The organism is Bartonella sp. AA86SXKL, assembly GCF_042196885.1.
The window spans coordinates 94,293-111,513 of the sequence record NZ_JBHIRE010000004.1 but is presented as its reverse complement, the minus strand read 5'-3'; the positions used below and the strand labels follow the sequence as shown (position 1 = coordinate 111,513).

Sequence of the window (17,221 nt, the reverse complement as noted above, 5' to 3'; positions counted from 1 at the left end):
GCTTGCGATTTTGAGGAATATTAAATGGATGCAGATATTAATTTGAAGATTCTTCCATATCGCAAATGTGTTGGGATTGTTGTCTTTAATCATGAGGGGAAAGTGTGGGTTGGGCGTCGTTTAATGATGCCCATTCATGCAGATGCAGATATTGACATATCTCATCGTTGGCAGCTTCCTCAAGGAGGGATTGATGAAGATGAAAAACCATTAGATGCGGCATATCGTGAACTTTATGAAGAAACGGGTATTCGATCTGTAAAGTTGATTAAAGAAGCACAAAATTGGTTCCATTATGATTTTCCACAAGAACTTATTGGGTGCACATTAACAAATAAATATCGTGGGCAAATACAAAAATGGTTTGCTTTCCAGTTTACAGGAAAGCTTTCTGAAATTGCGATTAATCCGCCACCAGATGGCAATAAAGCAGAATTCGATCAATGGAAATGGATTGATCTAGAAACCCTTCCGTTGATTGCTGTTTCTTTTAAAAAGCACGTTTATACGAAAATTGTCAGCGAATTTCGAGGTAGCCTTAGACCATTATAAAAGCTATATGATTATGAGAAAGCTTTTTTTATTAAGATGCTTTATATTATAATAAATAATAAACATGTTTATCTTTTATGTAAAGAACAGGAATATAAAATGAAAAAGTTATTTAATTTACTTATAGTTTTTACTCTCTTGAGTATTTCATCTGTTGCATTTGCAACAAGTTCAAAGCCTCCTGCATCAAAAGATGCGGCAGCGACATTGCCAAATGGAGCTTCTTCTTTGACTGAAACCTACGGTTTGTGGACTATTAACTGTGGTATACAAGAAGGGAAAAGAATTTGTTTTATGCACCGTCAAGAAGTGAATGAGCAGGGGCGTGTTGTTGTGGCTATGGGACTTACTCTCGATGCTGAGGGTGTTGTATCTGGTAATTTAACAGTTCCTTTTGGCATTTTGGTTTCTAAGCCTGTTCGTTTACAAGTTGATGAGGGAAAAGCTGTTATCGAAACCGGTATCCGGACTTGTGTACCAGCAGGTTGTGTAGTTCCTGTCGTTTTTGACAAAAATCACGTAGCAGCTTTACGTTCTGGAAAAAAGTTAAAGTTGGCGATGACAATTGCTGCTGCAGGTGAACCAGCTTTGAATGATTTATTTGTTCAGCTAGATGGTTTTAGCAGTGCTCTTAATCGTTTGACTGCTTTGCAGAAATAATTTTAAAACTAAAAGCGGACTTTAAAAGGCCGCTTTTAGTTTGTTTGTTTTTTATAATTAATAATTAAAACGATGAGATTTAAGATTAATCCTATTAAGGAATATTCAGATTTTTTGCTGTTTCTTCTATTTTATGTGCTATTTTTAATTTTGATATTTGTTTTCTAACTGCATCGTCATTAAATAGAGAGATGAAGAATTTAGATGTCTGGTTTTTATTCAAGAAAAAAGAGTATTGAAATATAAAACCATTTTTTGATACACAGACCTGCTTTAATGAAGGTTTTCTATACGCTCTTCTGTTTCCTTGATTGAAAGGGATGACGCATGATTTATGCATTGCTTCGAACGATTGATTTGATTTTTGAGATTTATATTGATATTTTAATCGCTAGTGTCATTTTTTCTTGGCTTTATGTCTTTAATATCATAAATTCGCGCAATCGCTTTGTTGTTTTGATAGGAAGCTTTCTATATCGTCTTACAAATCCCATTCTAAGCCGTATCCGGCAAATTTTACCAAATTTTGGAACAATTGATATTTCACCTATTATAGTTTTTATTATTATTTATTTTATTCGTACTTTCATGTGGCGCGTTTACGCAAACATGTATTTATAGAAATATTACTTGAGGCGAATACATGTTTTATCAAGTTGATGAAAATAACTTGATTTTGTTTGTATATCTCATTCCTAAATCATCCGTTGACAAAATAATAGGGGTTGAATGTAGGGATGGTGAAAAACAATATCTGGTTATACGCCTTCGGGCTGTTCCTGAAGATGGAAAAGCGAATAAAGCTCTCATTAAATTTCTTGCGAAGCAGTGGAAAATCCCATCTTCTTCTATTTCTCTGAAAAGCGGCGCAATATCTCGCTACAAACAACTTTACTTTTCAACACATTTAGAAGAGCTAAAGCAGATATGGCAATCCTTTAGAGATTACATCTCGTAGAAAAAATAAATAACAAAGCCTATTTTTTTATAGGCTTTATTTTATTAAAATCTTTATACTTTTTTATTGCGCTCAACAGCTTGCTTAATTAATTCATGAGCAAAGTTTTTATCACGCCATCCTTCAATTTTAGCCCATTTTCCAGGTTCCAGATCTTTGTAATGCTTGAAGAAATGTTCAATTTGTTTGAGTGTAATCTCGGGCAGATCTGTATAGTCATGAATATTGATATAGCGTTTTGTTAATTTTGTAGTGGGAATGGCAATAATTTTTTCATCTTTACCACCATCATCTTCCATCATTAGAGCTCCGATGGGGCGAACATTGATAACACAACCAGGCATAAGTGGACGGGTATTACAGATAAGAACATCAATAGGATCACCATCATCTGAAAGCGTATGAGGGACAAAACCGTAATTTCCAGGATAAACCATTGATGTATGAAGAAAACGGTCAACAAATAATGCACCCGACTTTTTATCCATCTCATATTTTATTGGTTGACCACCAAGGGAGACTTCCACAATAACGTTAATATCTTCTGGTGGATTTTTGCCTACGGGTATTTCCTTAATATTCATAGAGACATCCTTTCTGGAATATAGTGAGGCTCAATACAATTAAATATTTTATAAATATTTTACCAAAGAGATTATGAAATTAACTTGAAATTGATGCACGTGTTTTTTCAAAACGTTTACGTTCATTAGGATCAAGATAGAGTTTGCGGAGACGAATATTTTTAGGGGTTACCTCCACAAGTTCATCATCTTGTATCCACGATAAGGCACGTTCTAATGTCATTTTAATGGGAGGCGTTAACTTTACGGCCTCATCTTTTCCAGAAGCGCGCATATTGGTAAGTTTTTTCCCTTTTAAGACATTGACTTCTAAGTCATTATCTCGTGAGTGGATGCCAATAATCATACCTTGATAGACTTTCACACCCGCATCGATGATCATAGGACCACGATCTTCAAGATTAAAAAGAGCATAAGCGACAGATTCACCGTTGTCATTTGAAATCATAACACCATTAACACGACCAGCAATGTCTCCTTTATAAGGTTCATAAGCATGGAAAAGGCGATTCATAATTGCTGTACCACGTGTGTCCGTTAAAAGTTCAGATTGATAACCAATGAGTCCTCGGGTTGGTGCATAAAAGACAAGGCGGACACGATTACCTCCAGAAGGACGTAATTCCACCATTTCGCCTTTACGTTCAGACATTTTTTGTACAACAGTACCGGAATATTCTTCATCAACATCGATAACAACTTCTTCGATTGGCTCAAGAGTTATTCCATTTTCATCTTTTTGCATAACAACACGTGGGCGTGAAACACTAAGTTCAAATCCTTCACGGCGCATATTTTCAATGAGAACTGCAAGCTGTAATTCTCCTCGTCCTGAAACGTAGAAAGAATCTTTATCGGCTGATTCTTCAATTTTAAGAGCGACATTGCCTTCTGCTTCTTTTAACAATCGGTCACGAATGACACGGCTTGTTACTTTATCGCCTTCAGTTCCAGCAAGGGGACTATCGTTGACGAGAAAACTCATAGTAACAGTAGGAGGATCAATTGGTTGGGCAGTAAGGGGTTCATTGACAGTAGGATCACAGAAAGTATCAGCTACGGTACCTTTTTGTAGACCTGCAATCGCAACAATATCACCAGCACTTCCTTCTTCAATAGGTTGCCGTTCTAAGCCACGAAACGCTAAAATTTTTGAAATACGCCCAGTTTCTAAAAGTTTTCCATCTTGTCCAAGAACTTTGACATTTTGATTGGGTTTTAGAGAGCCAGAATGAATCCGCCCTGTAATAATTCGTCCCAAAAACGGATCCGCTTCAAGAATAGTTCCAATCATGCGAAACGGTCCTTCTGCTACACTAGGAGAAGGGACATGCTGCGTCACAAGATCAAATAAAGGACCTAATCCCTGATCTTTTGGTCCTTCAGAGGCTTCAGCCATCCATCCATCGCGTCCAGATCCATAAAGAATAGGAAAATCAAGCTGTTCATCGGTTGCATCAAGAGCAGCGAAAAGGTCAAAAACCTCATTGATGACTTCATCAACGCGTGCATCCGGTCGGTCAATTTTATTAATAGCAACAATAGGGCGCAATCCTACTTTCAATGCTTTGCCAACAACAAATTTTGTTTGTGGCATTGGTCCTTCAGCAGCATCAACAAGTACAATGGCTCCATCAACCATATTGAGGATGCGTTCAACTTCTCCACCAAAGTCGGCGTGTCCTGGTGTATCAACAATATTAATTCGAGTATCTTTCCAAACAACAGATGTCACTTTCGCTAGGATTGTAATTCCGCGTTCTTTCTCAATATCGTTTGAATCCATCATACGTTCGCTTGTACGCTGATTATCACGGAAGTTTCCTGATTGCTTGAGAAGCCCGTCTACAAGCGTTGTTTTCCCATGGTCAACGTGGGCAATGATGGCAATGTTACGCAATTGCATAAATTTTCTTCTTTTCGTTTAATGAAATTTCATTTGAGGCAAAGTCTTTACATTCTTTGCCTGACTATTAGAAAATCTTTTACATGTTTTTTTATAATTTTGGAAGATGGAGGCAATATTTTTATGGCAAAACTATTTATCCAAGTCTTTAAGGCTCTATTGAGCTTCAATTTCTGAAGCTTCGTAAAAGTTTTTTATAGTACGTATGTTCTATTCTCGAGCTAAGAATTATCTCAAAAATCACAGTCAATTTGATTTTTATCAATATGACACAAGAAATTTATATGAATTCTTGTAAGAGTAAGTAAGTATAAAGCTAGCGGTATTGTTGTTGTTGTTTTGCAAAGAGATTGATAAAAATCCGGAATATCTCTCAATCCATAGCCAATTTATTGACAACTTTACAACATTTTTATTCTAAATAAAGCTTTTTCTTATTCCATAACTTGTCAATCAAAATACAGATCTAATGCAATCGTGTATTTGAGGTAAATATTGAGACGATTAAGAATTTTATAAGAAGTTCTAGCTTTTGTATGCCAGATTAGGGCAAGAGTTATATCTGTTTGATTTATTTATGAACCCGGCATACAGTCTTATTTAGAAAGAATATGAAGGCATCCAAAGAAAATTCCCATCTTTGCTGTTAATCCAATTTATGATTTCAAAAGCATCTAAAGTAATATCTTTTAAACCATGGAGATAGTGCATTGCCTTACACTTTTGTTAATTGCACTCTCTAATAGGAGTATGCTTTTTATGCCAAACAGAACACTTTAAACAGAGTATACTTTTTGTTGCATATTCATGTACTTAAGAGAGATTTCTTAACGTACACTACATCCATTCCATGATAGGGCTCATAAATGATATAACATACGCGAATAGTATACTATTAACGCCTTTGTGAAGAAATATAAAGCCTGTTGAGTATCATCATTATTATTTTTTCTCAGCTGTCAATATTGCGCCAGTTTTTGATACGAGAGAGAGGATATAAGAAGTATTTTATTTTTTCTTGAATAGTTTTTAGCCATACACCGATCTCGTTTGTGACTGGCAAGAAGATGACTTTAATCGATTTAATATGAGAAGCTTTATGATGAGGTAAAATTACGTTATCCGGAGCTGTTATTCAAAAAAATAATAAATTATCTATAGAGCGGTGCGCTAGAAAATAAATAATAAAGCTTATTCTCTTATGGAAAGAATCTTAGGTTACATGACGAGATTTTTCCATAAGTAAGAGTTTTTACTTTACATGTTTAAAGAAGAGTTCCTGACAAAATGAGAGAAGCTACAGAAAAATAGATTATAATGCCCATGACATCTACTAAAGTTGCCACAAAAGGAGCAGAAGCACTTGCTGGATCAAATTTTAAACCTTTAAGAATAAAAGGCAACATAGATCCAGAAAGAGAACCAAAGGTAACGATTCCAACTAAAGCTGTACCCACTGTTGTCGAAATAGCAATCCAATGTTGGCCATAGTCGTAGATACCCAGTTTTTGCCAAAGAGCAATGCGCGTAACACCAATAATTCCTAGTAAGAGACCAAGGGATAGTCCTGTTGGAATTTCACGAATGATCACTTTCCACCAGTCTTTCAACGTGAGTTCACGTAAAGCCAATGCACGGATAATAAGGGATGTAGCCTGTGAGCCGGAATTTCCTCCTGAGCTCATAATGAGAGGTATGAACAGTGTAAGAATAATCGCTTTTTCGAGTTCTGTTTCGAAATGTTGCATAGCGCTTGCTGTCAGCATTTCACCGATAAAGAGTAAAGCGAGCCAGCCTCCGCGTTTTTTCATCATTTCAGGAAACTTAATTTGCATATAGGGCTTATTAAGTGCTTCCATACCCCCAAATTTATAGGCATCTTCATTCATTTCATCGACCATAGTATCAAGCACGTCATCAACGGTTACAATGCCAATGACATGGTTACTTTCATCAACTACAGGCACAGAGAGAAGATCATGGCGCTGGAAAAGGCGTGCGATATCTTCATGATGTGTGAAAGGTGATATTGTAATGGGCGAGTCATGGGTAGGGACATTAAGAATTTGTTCATCAGGTGAGGCAAGAATAAGGTTACGCAGGGAAACAGCTTTGAGAAGAGTACCTGTTTTGGGGTCAATTACATAGCTGGTATAAACTGTTTCACGTGTTCGCTCGACCTCACGAATGTGATCCAAAGTTTTTTGTATGGTCCAGTTTGAAGGAACGGCTATAAACTCTGTTGTCATCAGTGCTCCTGCTGTATGATCAGGATAACTGATGAGTTTTTTAAGTTCAGCGCGCGTTAAGGGGTTAAGCAAGGCATAAAGTCGTGTACGGGTTTCCTTATCCATTTCTTGAAAGACGTCTGCAGCAGCATCGGCAGACATGCCATCAAGAATTTCAACAGCACGATTTATAGGGAGAAGTTCTAGGATGGCAGCAGGTTGCTCAAGCTCTGGTTTATCAAAAAGTTCGATAACATAATCAAGAGGCAGAAGACTAAGAATAGTTACACGTTCCATGATATCGAGCTCATTGATGATATCAATAGAGTCTGCAAAATGCTGGTTCTTTAACTTTTCAGCGAGAGCTTCAGGAGAAAAATTTTTGAAGTCGAAGGCCGTTTTGATTTCAGTCATGATAAAGTACCTCCTGAAGAGTTGGAGAGTTGTAAATCTAGATAATAGATGAGATAAAAACAAAAGTTTATGGAAGATTTAAAAAAACTCCCCAACTATATTCCCAATTGTTAATATTTGAAGTAAAGTCAAGGATAAATTATAAGTTATAAACAAGTTTCTGAATCACTAAAACGAGAATACAGCTTAATTTGAGGATAATATAAAAACGTAAATGTAAAAATCAGTTCTGATTTTACCATCATTTCTTTAATGCAGTTTGCGATTTTCAAAATAATCTACAGCAATATTTTATAAAGAGTGGAGATTATGCTTTTCTCCAAGTGTTTTTGTTAATATGTAATTCTATTGTGATGTGCGAGCGAATAATCTTTATTGCTTCAATATAATATGGTTTGAATGAAAGAATTTTACGATTTTCAGGTTTTTTATTCAATAGCGTTTTGAAAGGTAGTTTTGAAACTCACGAAATAGTTTTAGTATGTTATCAATTTGTGTCGTAAAGATAATTGTTACAGTTTAAATTTATAATGGAGACATAAAGTATTATGACAAAAGCAGCAGTGCTGGACTGGAAGGGATTTTCAGGTCTTCCTGATTTTTCTTCTATAAGTGACGAAGATTTTAAACCCGCTTTTGAACAGGCACTTCAAGAAGCAGAAGAAGAACTAGAAGCAATTGCGATGGTGCAAGAACCACCAACGCTTGAGAATTTTTTGCAGCCTTTTGAGCTTTGCGGCAAAGCGCTTGATCGTGTCTGTTCAATATTTTTCTTACGCACCAGTGCTCATACGAATGTATTAATTCAACAGCTAGAGCAAGAGTTCGTTGTAAAACTTTCTCGTTATTCTTCAAAAATGATGATGGATGCACGGATATTTGCGAAAATAGATATGCTTTATAAACAGTCGCAGTTGGGCACATTTGAGAGTGAAACAACACGTGTTCTGGAATTATGGTGGAAAAAGTTTGTTTGTCATGGGGCAAAACTCGATGAAAAAGCTAAGAAACGGCTTTTGGAAATTAATGAAAGACTTGCTTTTTTAAATGCTACTTTTGGACAAAATGTCTTAAATGATGAAGCTGAATGGATTCTGTTTTTAAAACAAACAGACTTATCTGGTTTACCGCAAGATCTCATTGCTTCAATGAAGGAAATTGCGTGTGAAAGAGGCAATGAAAAAGCGTATGCATTAACACTAGCACGTTCGATTGTTGAACCTTTTTTAAAATTCTCTGATCGTCGTGATTTGCGTGAGGTTGCATTCCAAGCTTGGGCTAAACGTGGTGAAAATAATAACAAGAATGATAATAAAACAATTATTGTAGAGATTGTTGCGCTTCGAGATGAGCAGGCTAAATTATTGGGATATAAATCTTTCGCAGATTTGAAGCTCGATAATACTATGGCTAAAAGTGTTGATTCCGTTATGGATTTGCTTATGCCTGTATGGGAGCGCGCAAGAGCGAAAGCTTCTACTGAGCAAATTGACTTACAAAATTTTGCCAACAATCAGGGCAGCAATGAATCTTTAGCTGCTTGGGATTGGCGTTATTATGCTGAAAGACTTCGCACTGAAAAACTTTCTTTCGATAGCGCTGAGATTAAATATTATTTTCAGCTTGATCTTATGATTAAAGCGGCTTTTGGGGTAGCCGAAAAACTCTTTAGCATTACATTTGAAGAAAAAAACGCTGTTACACTTTGGCATCCTGATGCACGTTTGTGGGAAGTAAAAAAGTCTGATGGAAGTCTACTTGGGCATTTTATTGGTGATTATTTTGCGCGTTCTTCAAAACGCTCCGGTGCGTGGATGAGTAGTTTGCAATCACAACATAAATTGGATGGCGGACAAAAGCCTATTATCTACAATGTTTGTAATTTTGCTAAACCACCTAAAGGGGAAGTTGCTCTTTTATCACTTGATGATGCACGTACGCTTTTCCACGAATTTGGACATGCATTGCATGGTTTGCTTTCTGATGTCACATGGCCATCTGTGTCGGGAACATCTGTTTCACGTGATTTTGTTGAGCTACCTTCTCAACTTTACGAACATTGGTTAACAGTACCAGAGATATTAAAATCTTATGCTATACATACAAAAACAGGTCATCCTATGCCACAAGAGTTGATAGATAAAGTCTTAGTAGCACAGACATTTAATGCAGGATTTTCTGCCGTTGAATTTATCTCATCAGCTTTAGTGGATATGGCTTTTCATCAAGGCGAAACAGTCACTGATCCAACAGTGTTTGAACGCCAAGAATTAGAAAAGCTGCAAATGCCTGATACAATTATTATGCGTCATCGTCCCCCACATTTTATGCACGTGTTTGCGGGGGATGGTTATGCATCTGGTTACTATTCTTATATGTGGTCGGAAGTCCTTGATGCTGATGCTTTTCAAGCTTTTGAAGAAACGGGAGATGTTTTTAATTCAGAGCTTGCTGATAAGTTGAAACGTTTTATTTACTCCGCTGGAGGAAGTCGTGATCCAGAGGAGCTTTATAAAGCTTTTCGGGGACGAATGCCTTTACCAGAGGCAATGATTAACAAACGTGGACTATAAGATATAACGGTATGGTTAACACCATGCCGTTTTCATATTATTCGAAAGGTGCAGTTGCGATTTATGCAAATTTTTTCTTCATTATAGCTCTGTAAACAGAGTTTTTTTATCGTATTCGCTTTTTGTTTATAGAGGAAAATAGATTTTGTATTTTAAATAGACATTATGGGAAAGAAAAATTATCAGCTCGATCTTTTTGATGCCCATTTGGTGGAAACCATGATTTTTTTATAAAACTTGACTTTCTTTTGCCTAAAAGGTGAGTGTTTTTTTGTACCATATCATCGAGGCTCATTGGAAGCTGACGCATAATTTTACTCCGCTCTTGATTCTCTGATTCTTGTATAAGTTTTTGAATAGCTTTATCGGTTGAGTATGAATTTTCATGAGAAAAGGCGTGAAAATTTAAAATATTTTTCAATGGTTTTTCTAAATAAGAGGCAAGTTTTTTCTTTCCTTCAGGGGTGAAATGCATGCCATTATTGGTGCGTAATTTGGTTGTTTTTCCATTAATATCATAGCCTGAAAAAGAAAAAATTCCTTCTTCATCACTAAAGCCGCTCCAGATATCGAGAAAATACCCTCCTGCTGTTTCTGTTTCTTGTTTATAGAGCGCATTAAAAATTTTCATTTTTTGTGTCAAAAGGTCATTTCCAAAAGAAGGTTGACCTATCCATATCCATGATTTTCCAGAGGCGTGAAGACTTTCAGTAATTTCGATAATTCTTTGTTTGTAGATGCGTATCCATTCTGACTGATCTGTGTTAATCATGTTATGAGAGTCTGTGATGGGTTGATTATCATTTGCACCGATCATCATGATAATAACATCGGGGCTATTTTGGTCAATGAGTTTAGAAATATTGCTTTGCCAAGAATAATAATCCGTTCGAACTAAGCCGGAAGCTGGTATTGTGTTGTTCATGATAACGATATCGCTATTATTTATAAAAAACTTTTTAAGTGCATCGGCAACAGCGGAGGCTGCAAAATCCCCTACAACAAGAATGCGTTTTGCATTCTCATTTTTTAGCTTTTGTATGTTTTTTTGTGTTACGATCTTTTTTTGCGGCTTGTCTATTTTTTGTTCTATAATTTGCGGTGGCTGCTGTGTCTGTTTGTTTTGTTGTGATAACCATTTGAAGAAGTTCGTTGCTTTACTTGGGGATGGCTGTAAGATCCCCACAATAGAAAGTGAAAACAGCAATAATGTCAAGTATATCAGGCGAAAAGAAGACAAAACCTTAGTCTCCATTATTGTTTGCGAAGGAGAAAAAGCACTTGAGATGATGGATATCCATTTTCTTTTAGACCGTAATGCAGCTGAAAAGCTTTGATTGCTTTGCGAGAGGCGGTTCCGATTTGTCCATCAATATCTCCTTTATAATATCCCAATGCACTTAAGCGAGATTGCAGTTCTTTGCACTCTTGGAAGGTAATAGGCTGAAAAGGTCTTTGCCAATCATGCACTAATCCAAGATGTCCAGCAATACGATCAGCAAGAAGGGAAACAGCAAACGCATAACGATCTGCATTATTATAATGTTTCAGAACAAAGAAATTTTTTGTGACTAAAAATATAGGTCCTTTTGCTCCATCTGGATATTTTAATATTGCTTGTTCAGCTGATGTAGGAAGAGGGTGCCCATTTGCGTGTTTTACACCTAATTTTTTCCATTGATCAAAGGAATACCAGCCTTCAGGAAGGTTTTTCCCCTGCGGCACTTTTACCTCTACTCCCCAAATAAGATTAGGTTGCCAGCCATTTTTGTGGAGAAGGTTAGCAGCAGTAGCCAGAGCATCTGGAACAAAGTTCCAGATATCACGCCGTCCATCTTGATTTATATCAACAGCATAGGCGAGATAACTGCTTGGAATAAATTGTGTATGCCCCAATGCACCGGCCCAAGATCCTGTGAGTTGAGAGCGTTTAATTTCGCCACTTTGTAGAATTTTCATAGCAGCAATCAGCTGTGTATATGCATATTTTGCACGTTTTTTATCAGCATAGGCTAAAGTTGCAAGAGAGCGAATGGTATCACGCATTACACTTTTATTGGCTAAAATTTTCCCATAATTGCTTTCCATTGACCAAATAGCAAGCAGAATATTACGGTCAACACCAAAACGTTCTTCAATTTGAAGAAGCCATTTGTTCCATTTTTTTGCTTGGCGCCGTCCTTCCACAATTGCGATATCATGGACACGATTATCAAAATAGTTCCAGGAAGGAGCAACAAATTCCGGTTGGTATGCGGCGCTTTTTAGAACTTCAGGATCAATGGCATTAACACTTTTAAACGCCATATGAAACGTAGAAGGGGTAATATTGTGAGCAATAGCTATTTTTTTAAATTCTTTAATCCAGTGTTTAAATCCGCTATCAGCATATGAAAGGGATATAAAAAACATAAAAAAAGCAGAAAAAATAACGGCAGAGACAGTGAAAAGAGTTCTCCAAGCTATTGACTTCTCTAAAAAAGAGAAAGTCTTCAATTCTGTTTTTTGCATTTTGAAATCCCCATTAATATTCAATTTATTAGATGTGCAATAACTTTATTTTGTATTTAGTTTAATCGATAATATGATCAAGAAGAGGAAAAAACTGAAATAAATAATTCGTTTAATCCTTTCAATAAATTCTCAGACTCTTTTTACATTTTTGATTGCCCATTATAATGATAATCAAAACAATAAGATATCTTTTTTACCATTTCGTAAAAACATATGATAAATAAAACAAAAAAGTTATATGAATTCATTGAGGAGGGTGAGTGTGCGTAAAATCCGGAAAGCAGTATTCCCAGTAGCAGGTCTTGGTACGCGTTTCCTTCCTGCGACAAAAACGATTCCTAAAGAAATGTTAACAGTTGTTGATAAACCTGTTATTCAATATGTTGTGGATGAGGCGAGGGAAGCTGGTATTGAGCATTTTATTTTTGTGACTGGACGTAACAAAGCAGTCATTGAGGATTATTTTGATGCGCAAGTTGAATTATACACGACACTTGCTGAATGTGGAAAGAAAGAAGATCTTGCACACTTATACCGTTTACAGCCATTACCAGGGTCAACTTCTTTCACTCGGCAACAGCAACCTTTGGGATTAGGGCATGCTCTTTGGTGCGCGCGTGAATTAGTTGCAGGGGAACCTTTTGCTTTATTATTACCCGATATGTTGATACAGGCGAAAAAGGGCTGTCTTTCTGAAATGATGAGCCTTTATGAAAAGGTGGGTGGGGGAAATATTATAGCAGTTCAGGAATGCGATCCTAGAGAAACACATAAATATGGTATTGTTGGGAAAGGCAAACAGATTGCAAATGGTTTTGAAATCACAAAAATGGTAGAGAAACCGGCACAAGGAACGGCACCATCAAATTTGTACATCAATGGACGTTATATTTTGCAGCCAGAAATTTTTAATATTCTTTCCACTCAAGAACGGGGAACAGGAAATGAAATTCAATTAACAGATGCTATGATACGGCTTTCAAATGAGCAAGATTTTTGGGGTTTGCAAGTAAAAGGGCGCACTTTTGATTGCGGTTCTAAAGCTGGTTTTATTGAAGCCAACGTTGCATTTTCTTTGGCACGCGCTGATATGCACAGCCACGTTTCTACTTCATTGAAAAATTTACTAGAAACCATTAATGTTGAAAAGTGATATAGATCTCTCACTTAATTTTATTGATCGAATTTGATTATGACAATACCGTCTCCTCATATGGCTTTGCAAGGTGCAGTTGCATCAGCGCTTAAAACACTTGCTAGTGAAAAGCAGGGGCTTGAAGCCCTTGAAAAAGCTCTTCTGGAAAGTCTTTCTTCTTCTTTTGAAGCGGCTGTTCAAACTATTAGAAATGCTCGTGGACATGTGGTCATTACTGGTCTTGGAAAAAGTGGTCATATAGGGACAAAAATTGCAGCAACCTTAGCCTCAACTGGAACACCTGCCTTTTTTGTGCACGCTGCAGAAGCCAATCATGGTGATCTTGGTATGATTGGTTCTGATGACGTTATTCTTGCTTTATCATGGTCTGGTGAAACTCAAGAGTTAAGTGGTATTATGAGTTATGCGGCGCGTTTTCGTATTCCTCTTATTGCGATGACATCAAGTAAGCACTCTGTGTTAGGACGACAAGCTGATATTGTGCTATTATTACCAAAGATAGAAGAGGCTTGCCCCTATGGTTTAGCCCCTACAACTTCAACAATTATGCAATTGGCAATGGGAGATGCATTAGCGGTTTCTCTTTTAGAAATGCGTGGTTTTACCGCAACGGATTTCAAAATATATCATCCTGGTGGCTCTCTTGGTGCAAGCCTTAAATACGTGTGTGATATTATGCATGAGGGTGATAATATTCCTTTGGTTATGCAGGGAACAGCTATGACTGAAGCGATGAATGTTTTGGTGGAAAAACATTTTGGTTGTGTTGGTGTTGTGAATCAAGAAGGTGAACTAATCGGAATTGTAACTGATGGCGATCTTGCACGTAACATTCATTTTAATTTATCAAAATTTAATGTTGACGAGGTGATGACCAAAGCTCCTAAAGTTGTAAAGCCAAATACACTTGTTGGTGCAGCAACAGCTTTTATTAATGATCATCAGATTGGTGCATTTTTTGTGGTTGAAGATAAAAAACCGATAGGAATTGTTCATTTTCATGATCTTTTGCGCATTGGCGCTGCTTAGATTAAGCTTCCCTATCAAATAAAATGTTATAGGTTGAAATAGATTGAATGATACAAAGTTACAATTTTATTGTGAGGTGGCTTTATTGATATTTTGTGGAAGAAAATGATTATTTTACGCATTTCATAATGTTTAAAAAATTCTCAGGGGCTAGATTATACTAGCCTCTTTGCGTATTTTAGAGAGGATTTTCTATCAGGAGGAGAAAGGATATCGCCTTCTGCTTAATGTATGTGCTCCCTCTGTTCTTAAGAGAGGTTTCCCTTGTACTTTGTTAAGATTTCCGCTTAAGGAAAAACTGTGCTCCTGTATGCGAGGTGCAGAGAAGTTGTGTGGCGTCATATGACATTGTACAATTGACTCTAGAAATTGTTCCACGGAGAATAGAGCGTATTTCAATTTCTATATTTTGGGCATTGAGATAATTATATGCTCCTTCTGATAGTTTTTCTTCTGTATCTGCTGCACGCGTTTCAAAAACACCATTGTGGAAAGAAGAAATAATACCATTCTCATCAACCCATTTTCCATCAATTCCAGTTGGCATATTTGAGTTATAATATCGCGAAAAGTTACAGGCACTTAACAGCAAGGCGGTAATTGTAAGACATAAAATATGATAGGGATGTTTCATTTATTGCACTCTATTTAGATTATTTTGCTCTCTAGTTTCTATAACATTATTAAATTACCCCATGAGTCAATATGAAAAATTTGATAAAAATCAATGAAAAAGCAAAAAAATGGAAAAAAATGCCTTAATGTTGTATTTAATTGACAGCTTGATGAAGTTCGTAAGTGAAACACAAGAGGTAAAATATTTCTTATGGTTTACAACAATTTTTATATTAAGCTGCTAAGTAGTCTCAAAGGAGATTATTGACATTATGGTTGGTCCCATTCTTGTTGCGAGTGAAGATTATGGAAGACGTATAGAACTTTCTTCTATGCTGCGAGGTTTTGGTTATCGTGTCATTGAAGCAGAAAATGGTCTCCGTACGATTGATCTTTTACACAGGCGTAAAAACATTGTGCTTGCACTCCTTGATGTTGTTATGAGTGATTTGAGTGTGAGCGATTTGATTAAAATGATTAGAGTTGCTGGTGTTTCTGTTCCTATTGTCGTTATAGCACAACAAGAGAATCAGCATTTACTCCAGAAAGCTTTAACAGCTGGAGCTATTGATTATTGGATCCATCCAGTAACATTATTACGCGTAAGAGTTACTTTGGATATCCTTGCTCTTATTTCTGCCTTGGAGCATGAGGTTCGAGATATTCGGCGAAAAAAAGAGAATCATTTACGGTTTTCTGATCTTTGCGTAAAAAGTAGAGCTATGCAGATAGTGTTAGAACAATCGAGACAAGCAGCAACTTCTTTACAGAATCTTTTGATAGAGGGGGAAGCTGGAACAGGACGTGAGACATTAGCTCGGATTATTCATCATGAGGGATTATTTTCGGAGGGTGTTTTTGTTCGCTTTCAATGTTCAGCCATCGTTGATCCAGAAGAAGAAAATCAGCAGTGGTTTAAAGAATTCCTACCATTGGTTTCTTCTCTTGAAAAAGGGACACTTTGCCTTTGTGATATTGATCGACTTGAGCCCATACAGCAAAAACGGTTTGCTCATTACCTTAAAGAAAGGGAAAGGGATAAAAAAGGAGATTTTTTTCCTTTTCGGATCATCGCTATTTCAACATCGCGTTTAAAGGACTTGGTTAATGAGAACTTTTTTTTGCATAGTTTGTTTGAACAATTTTCTCACTTGTCTATTAGCGTCCCTGCTTTACGAGAATTAAGGGATGATTTTCCAGAGATCACACAACGTTTGATTGATCGCATTATCACAGAAACAGGGCGATCACATGTCCATGGTTTAGCAGGCTCTGCTCTTTCCTTGCTTATGCAGTATGATTGGCCTGGCAATAGAAATGAGCTTGAAACCTTTTTATTTCGTGCGATTTTACTCAGTGAAGGACCGTTATTAACTGTTCGAGATTTTCCGCAATTAATGGGAAATTCATTAATGAATGTTCCCAATATCATTGAGGGTAATATGCAAGAAGATAATGAGCAAGAATCGATAAAATTTTTGAATACTGATGGGCATGTACGTACTTTTGCAGAGATGGAACATGATATTATAGAGAAAGCGATTAAACATTATAAAGGACATATGAGTGAGATTGCGCGCCGCCTTCATATTGGTCGCTCTACACTTTATAGAAAAATGGAAGAATTGAGAGCAATAAGAAATCAAGAACGAAAGTAAAATTCATAACAAATTTCTCTTCATGACAAGCATGCGTTTCAAAAAAATAGAGTGGATTTTGATAAAGTCCGTGGAGGAAGCTTAAGAAAACAATCATTTATTGTAAAATTTATCTATAGAGGATGATTTTGTAGATTTAAATCAAATATAAATTTTATGTGACTATTTTAATCGTTTGTTTCAATTTATACAATTTTAGTTAAGTTTACATTTATTAAAAAAGAGAAGCATTTTTAAAAACTTTTAAATACTACCGCTAAAATTTTTGTATCATCAATATTAAATTTATACTCTCTTAAGCAAGAAGTGGCATTTTATTTGCTATACGATTAAGATAAAGTGATTAGTGTTATCGTTTGCATTACTGATGATGT

At 36.4% G+C, this 17,221-nt stretch carries 14 protein-coding genes; 8 read left to right on the top strand and 6 right to left on the bottom strand.

From position 1 onward, the window contains the following. The first annotated feature begins 24 nt into the window (after positions 1 to 24). The 4 genes from ACFIO5_RS03430 (at position 25) to ACFIO5_RS03415 (ending at position 2,170) form a co-directional block, all read left to right on the top strand. The gene (locus ACFIO5_RS03430) at positions 25 to 552 is read left to right on the top strand and encodes an RNA pyrophosphohydrolase (RefSeq protein ID WP_375633905.1); all 528 of its coding nucleotides are present in this window, start codon (positions 25 to 27) and stop codon (positions 550 to 552) included. Positions 553 to 651: 99 nt separating this feature from the next. Next, complete coding sequence (locus tag ACFIO5_RS03425; RefSeq protein WP_375633907.1) at positions 652 to 1,212, top strand: invasion associated locus B family protein; 561 nt, start codon at positions 652 to 654, stop codon at positions 1,210 to 1,212. Positions 1,213 to 1,539: 327 nt separating this feature from the next. Then, entirely contained in the window at positions 1,540 to 1,833 is a 294-nt protein-coding gene (locus tag ACFIO5_RS03420) for a YggT family protein (RefSeq protein WP_375633909.1), read from the top strand. Between the two features lie 22 nt (positions 1,834 to 1,855). Next, positions 1,856 to 2,170, top strand: a complete 315-nt coding sequence (locus ACFIO5_RS03415; RefSeq protein WP_375618079.1) for a DUF167 domain-containing protein — start codon at positions 1,856 to 1,858, stop codon at positions 2,168 to 2,170. A 53-nt stretch (positions 2,171 to 2,223) separates the two neighbouring features. Here ACFIO5_RS03415 and ppa read toward each other — a convergent pair whose 3' ends face one another. The 3 genes from ppa to mgtE form a co-directional block, all read right to left on the bottom strand. Further along, positions 2,224 to 2,754, bottom strand: coding sequence for an inorganic diphosphatase (gene ppa / locus ACFIO5_RS03410; protein ID WP_375633911.1), 531 nt, complete (start codon positions 2,752 to 2,754; stop codon positions 2,224 to 2,226). A 79-nt stretch (positions 2,755 to 2,833) separates the two neighbouring features. Further along, positions 2,834 to 4,660: a translational GTPase TypA gene (typA, locus tag ACFIO5_RS03405; protein WP_375705097.1), complete on the bottom strand. Its 1,827-nt coding sequence runs from the start codon at positions 4,658 to 4,660 to the stop codon at positions 2,834 to 2,836. 1,265 nt (positions 4,661 to 5,925) lie between these two features. Then, complete coding sequence (gene mgtE / locus ACFIO5_RS03400) at positions 5,926 to 7,302, bottom strand: magnesium transporter (protein ID WP_375633915.1); 1,377 nt, start codon at positions 7,300 to 7,302, stop codon at positions 5,926 to 5,928. Positions 7,303 to 7,850: 548 nt separating this feature from the next. Between mgtE and ACFIO5_RS03395 the strand changes: the two genes are divergently transcribed. Continuing rightward, a complete protein-coding gene (locus tag ACFIO5_RS03395; protein WP_375634600.1) occupies positions 7,851 to 9,875 on the top strand; it encodes a M3 family metallopeptidase in 2,025 nt (674 codons plus the stop codon). A 163-nt stretch (positions 9,876 to 10,038) separates the two neighbouring features. Here the strand turns inward: ACFIO5_RS03395 and ACFIO5_RS03390 are convergent, their stop codons facing one another. After that, complete coding sequence (locus ACFIO5_RS03390) at positions 10,039 to 11,115, bottom strand: SGNH/GDSL hydrolase family protein (protein ID WP_375634599.1); 1,077 nt, start codon at positions 11,113 to 11,115, stop codon at positions 10,039 to 10,041. Between the two features lie 14 nt (positions 11,116 to 11,129). Continuing rightward, a complete protein-coding gene (locus tag ACFIO5_RS03385; protein ID WP_375633921.1) occupies positions 11,130 to 12,386 on the bottom strand; it encodes a lytic murein transglycosylase in 1,257 nt (418 codons plus the stop codon). Positions 12,387 to 12,651: 265 nt separating this feature from the next. On the opposite strand from ACFIO5_RS03385, the gene ACFIO5_RS03380 reads away from it, so the two are divergent. Beyond that, entirely contained in the window at positions 12,652 to 13,542 is an 891-nt protein-coding gene (locus ACFIO5_RS03380; RefSeq protein WP_375633923.1) for a UTP--glucose-1-phosphate uridylyltransferase, read from the top strand. A gap of 39 nt (positions 13,543 to 13,581) precedes the next feature. Then, positions 13,582 to 14,574, top strand: a complete 993-nt coding sequence (locus ACFIO5_RS03375; protein WP_375634598.1) for a KpsF/GutQ family sugar-phosphate isomerase — start codon at positions 13,582 to 13,584, stop codon at positions 14,572 to 14,574. Between the two features lie 274 nt (positions 14,575 to 14,848). On the opposite strand, the gene omp10 is transcribed toward ACFIO5_RS03375, so the two are convergent. Beyond that, positions 14,849 to 15,208 (bottom strand): outer membrane lipoprotein Omp10, encoded by a 360-nt coding sequence (omp10, locus tag ACFIO5_RS03370; RefSeq protein ID WP_375618071.1) that lies wholly within the window; start codon positions 15,206 to 15,208, stop codon positions 14,849 to 14,851. A 253-nt stretch (positions 15,209 to 15,461) separates the two neighbouring features. Between omp10 and ACFIO5_RS03365 the strand changes: the two genes are divergently transcribed. Continuing rightward, positions 15,462 to 16,847 (top strand): sigma-54-dependent transcriptional regulator, encoded by a 1,386-nt coding sequence (locus ACFIO5_RS03365; protein ID WP_375633926.1) that lies wholly within the window; start codon positions 15,462 to 15,464, stop codon positions 16,845 to 16,847. The last annotated feature ends 374 nt before the right edge of the window (positions 16,848 to 17,221 follow it).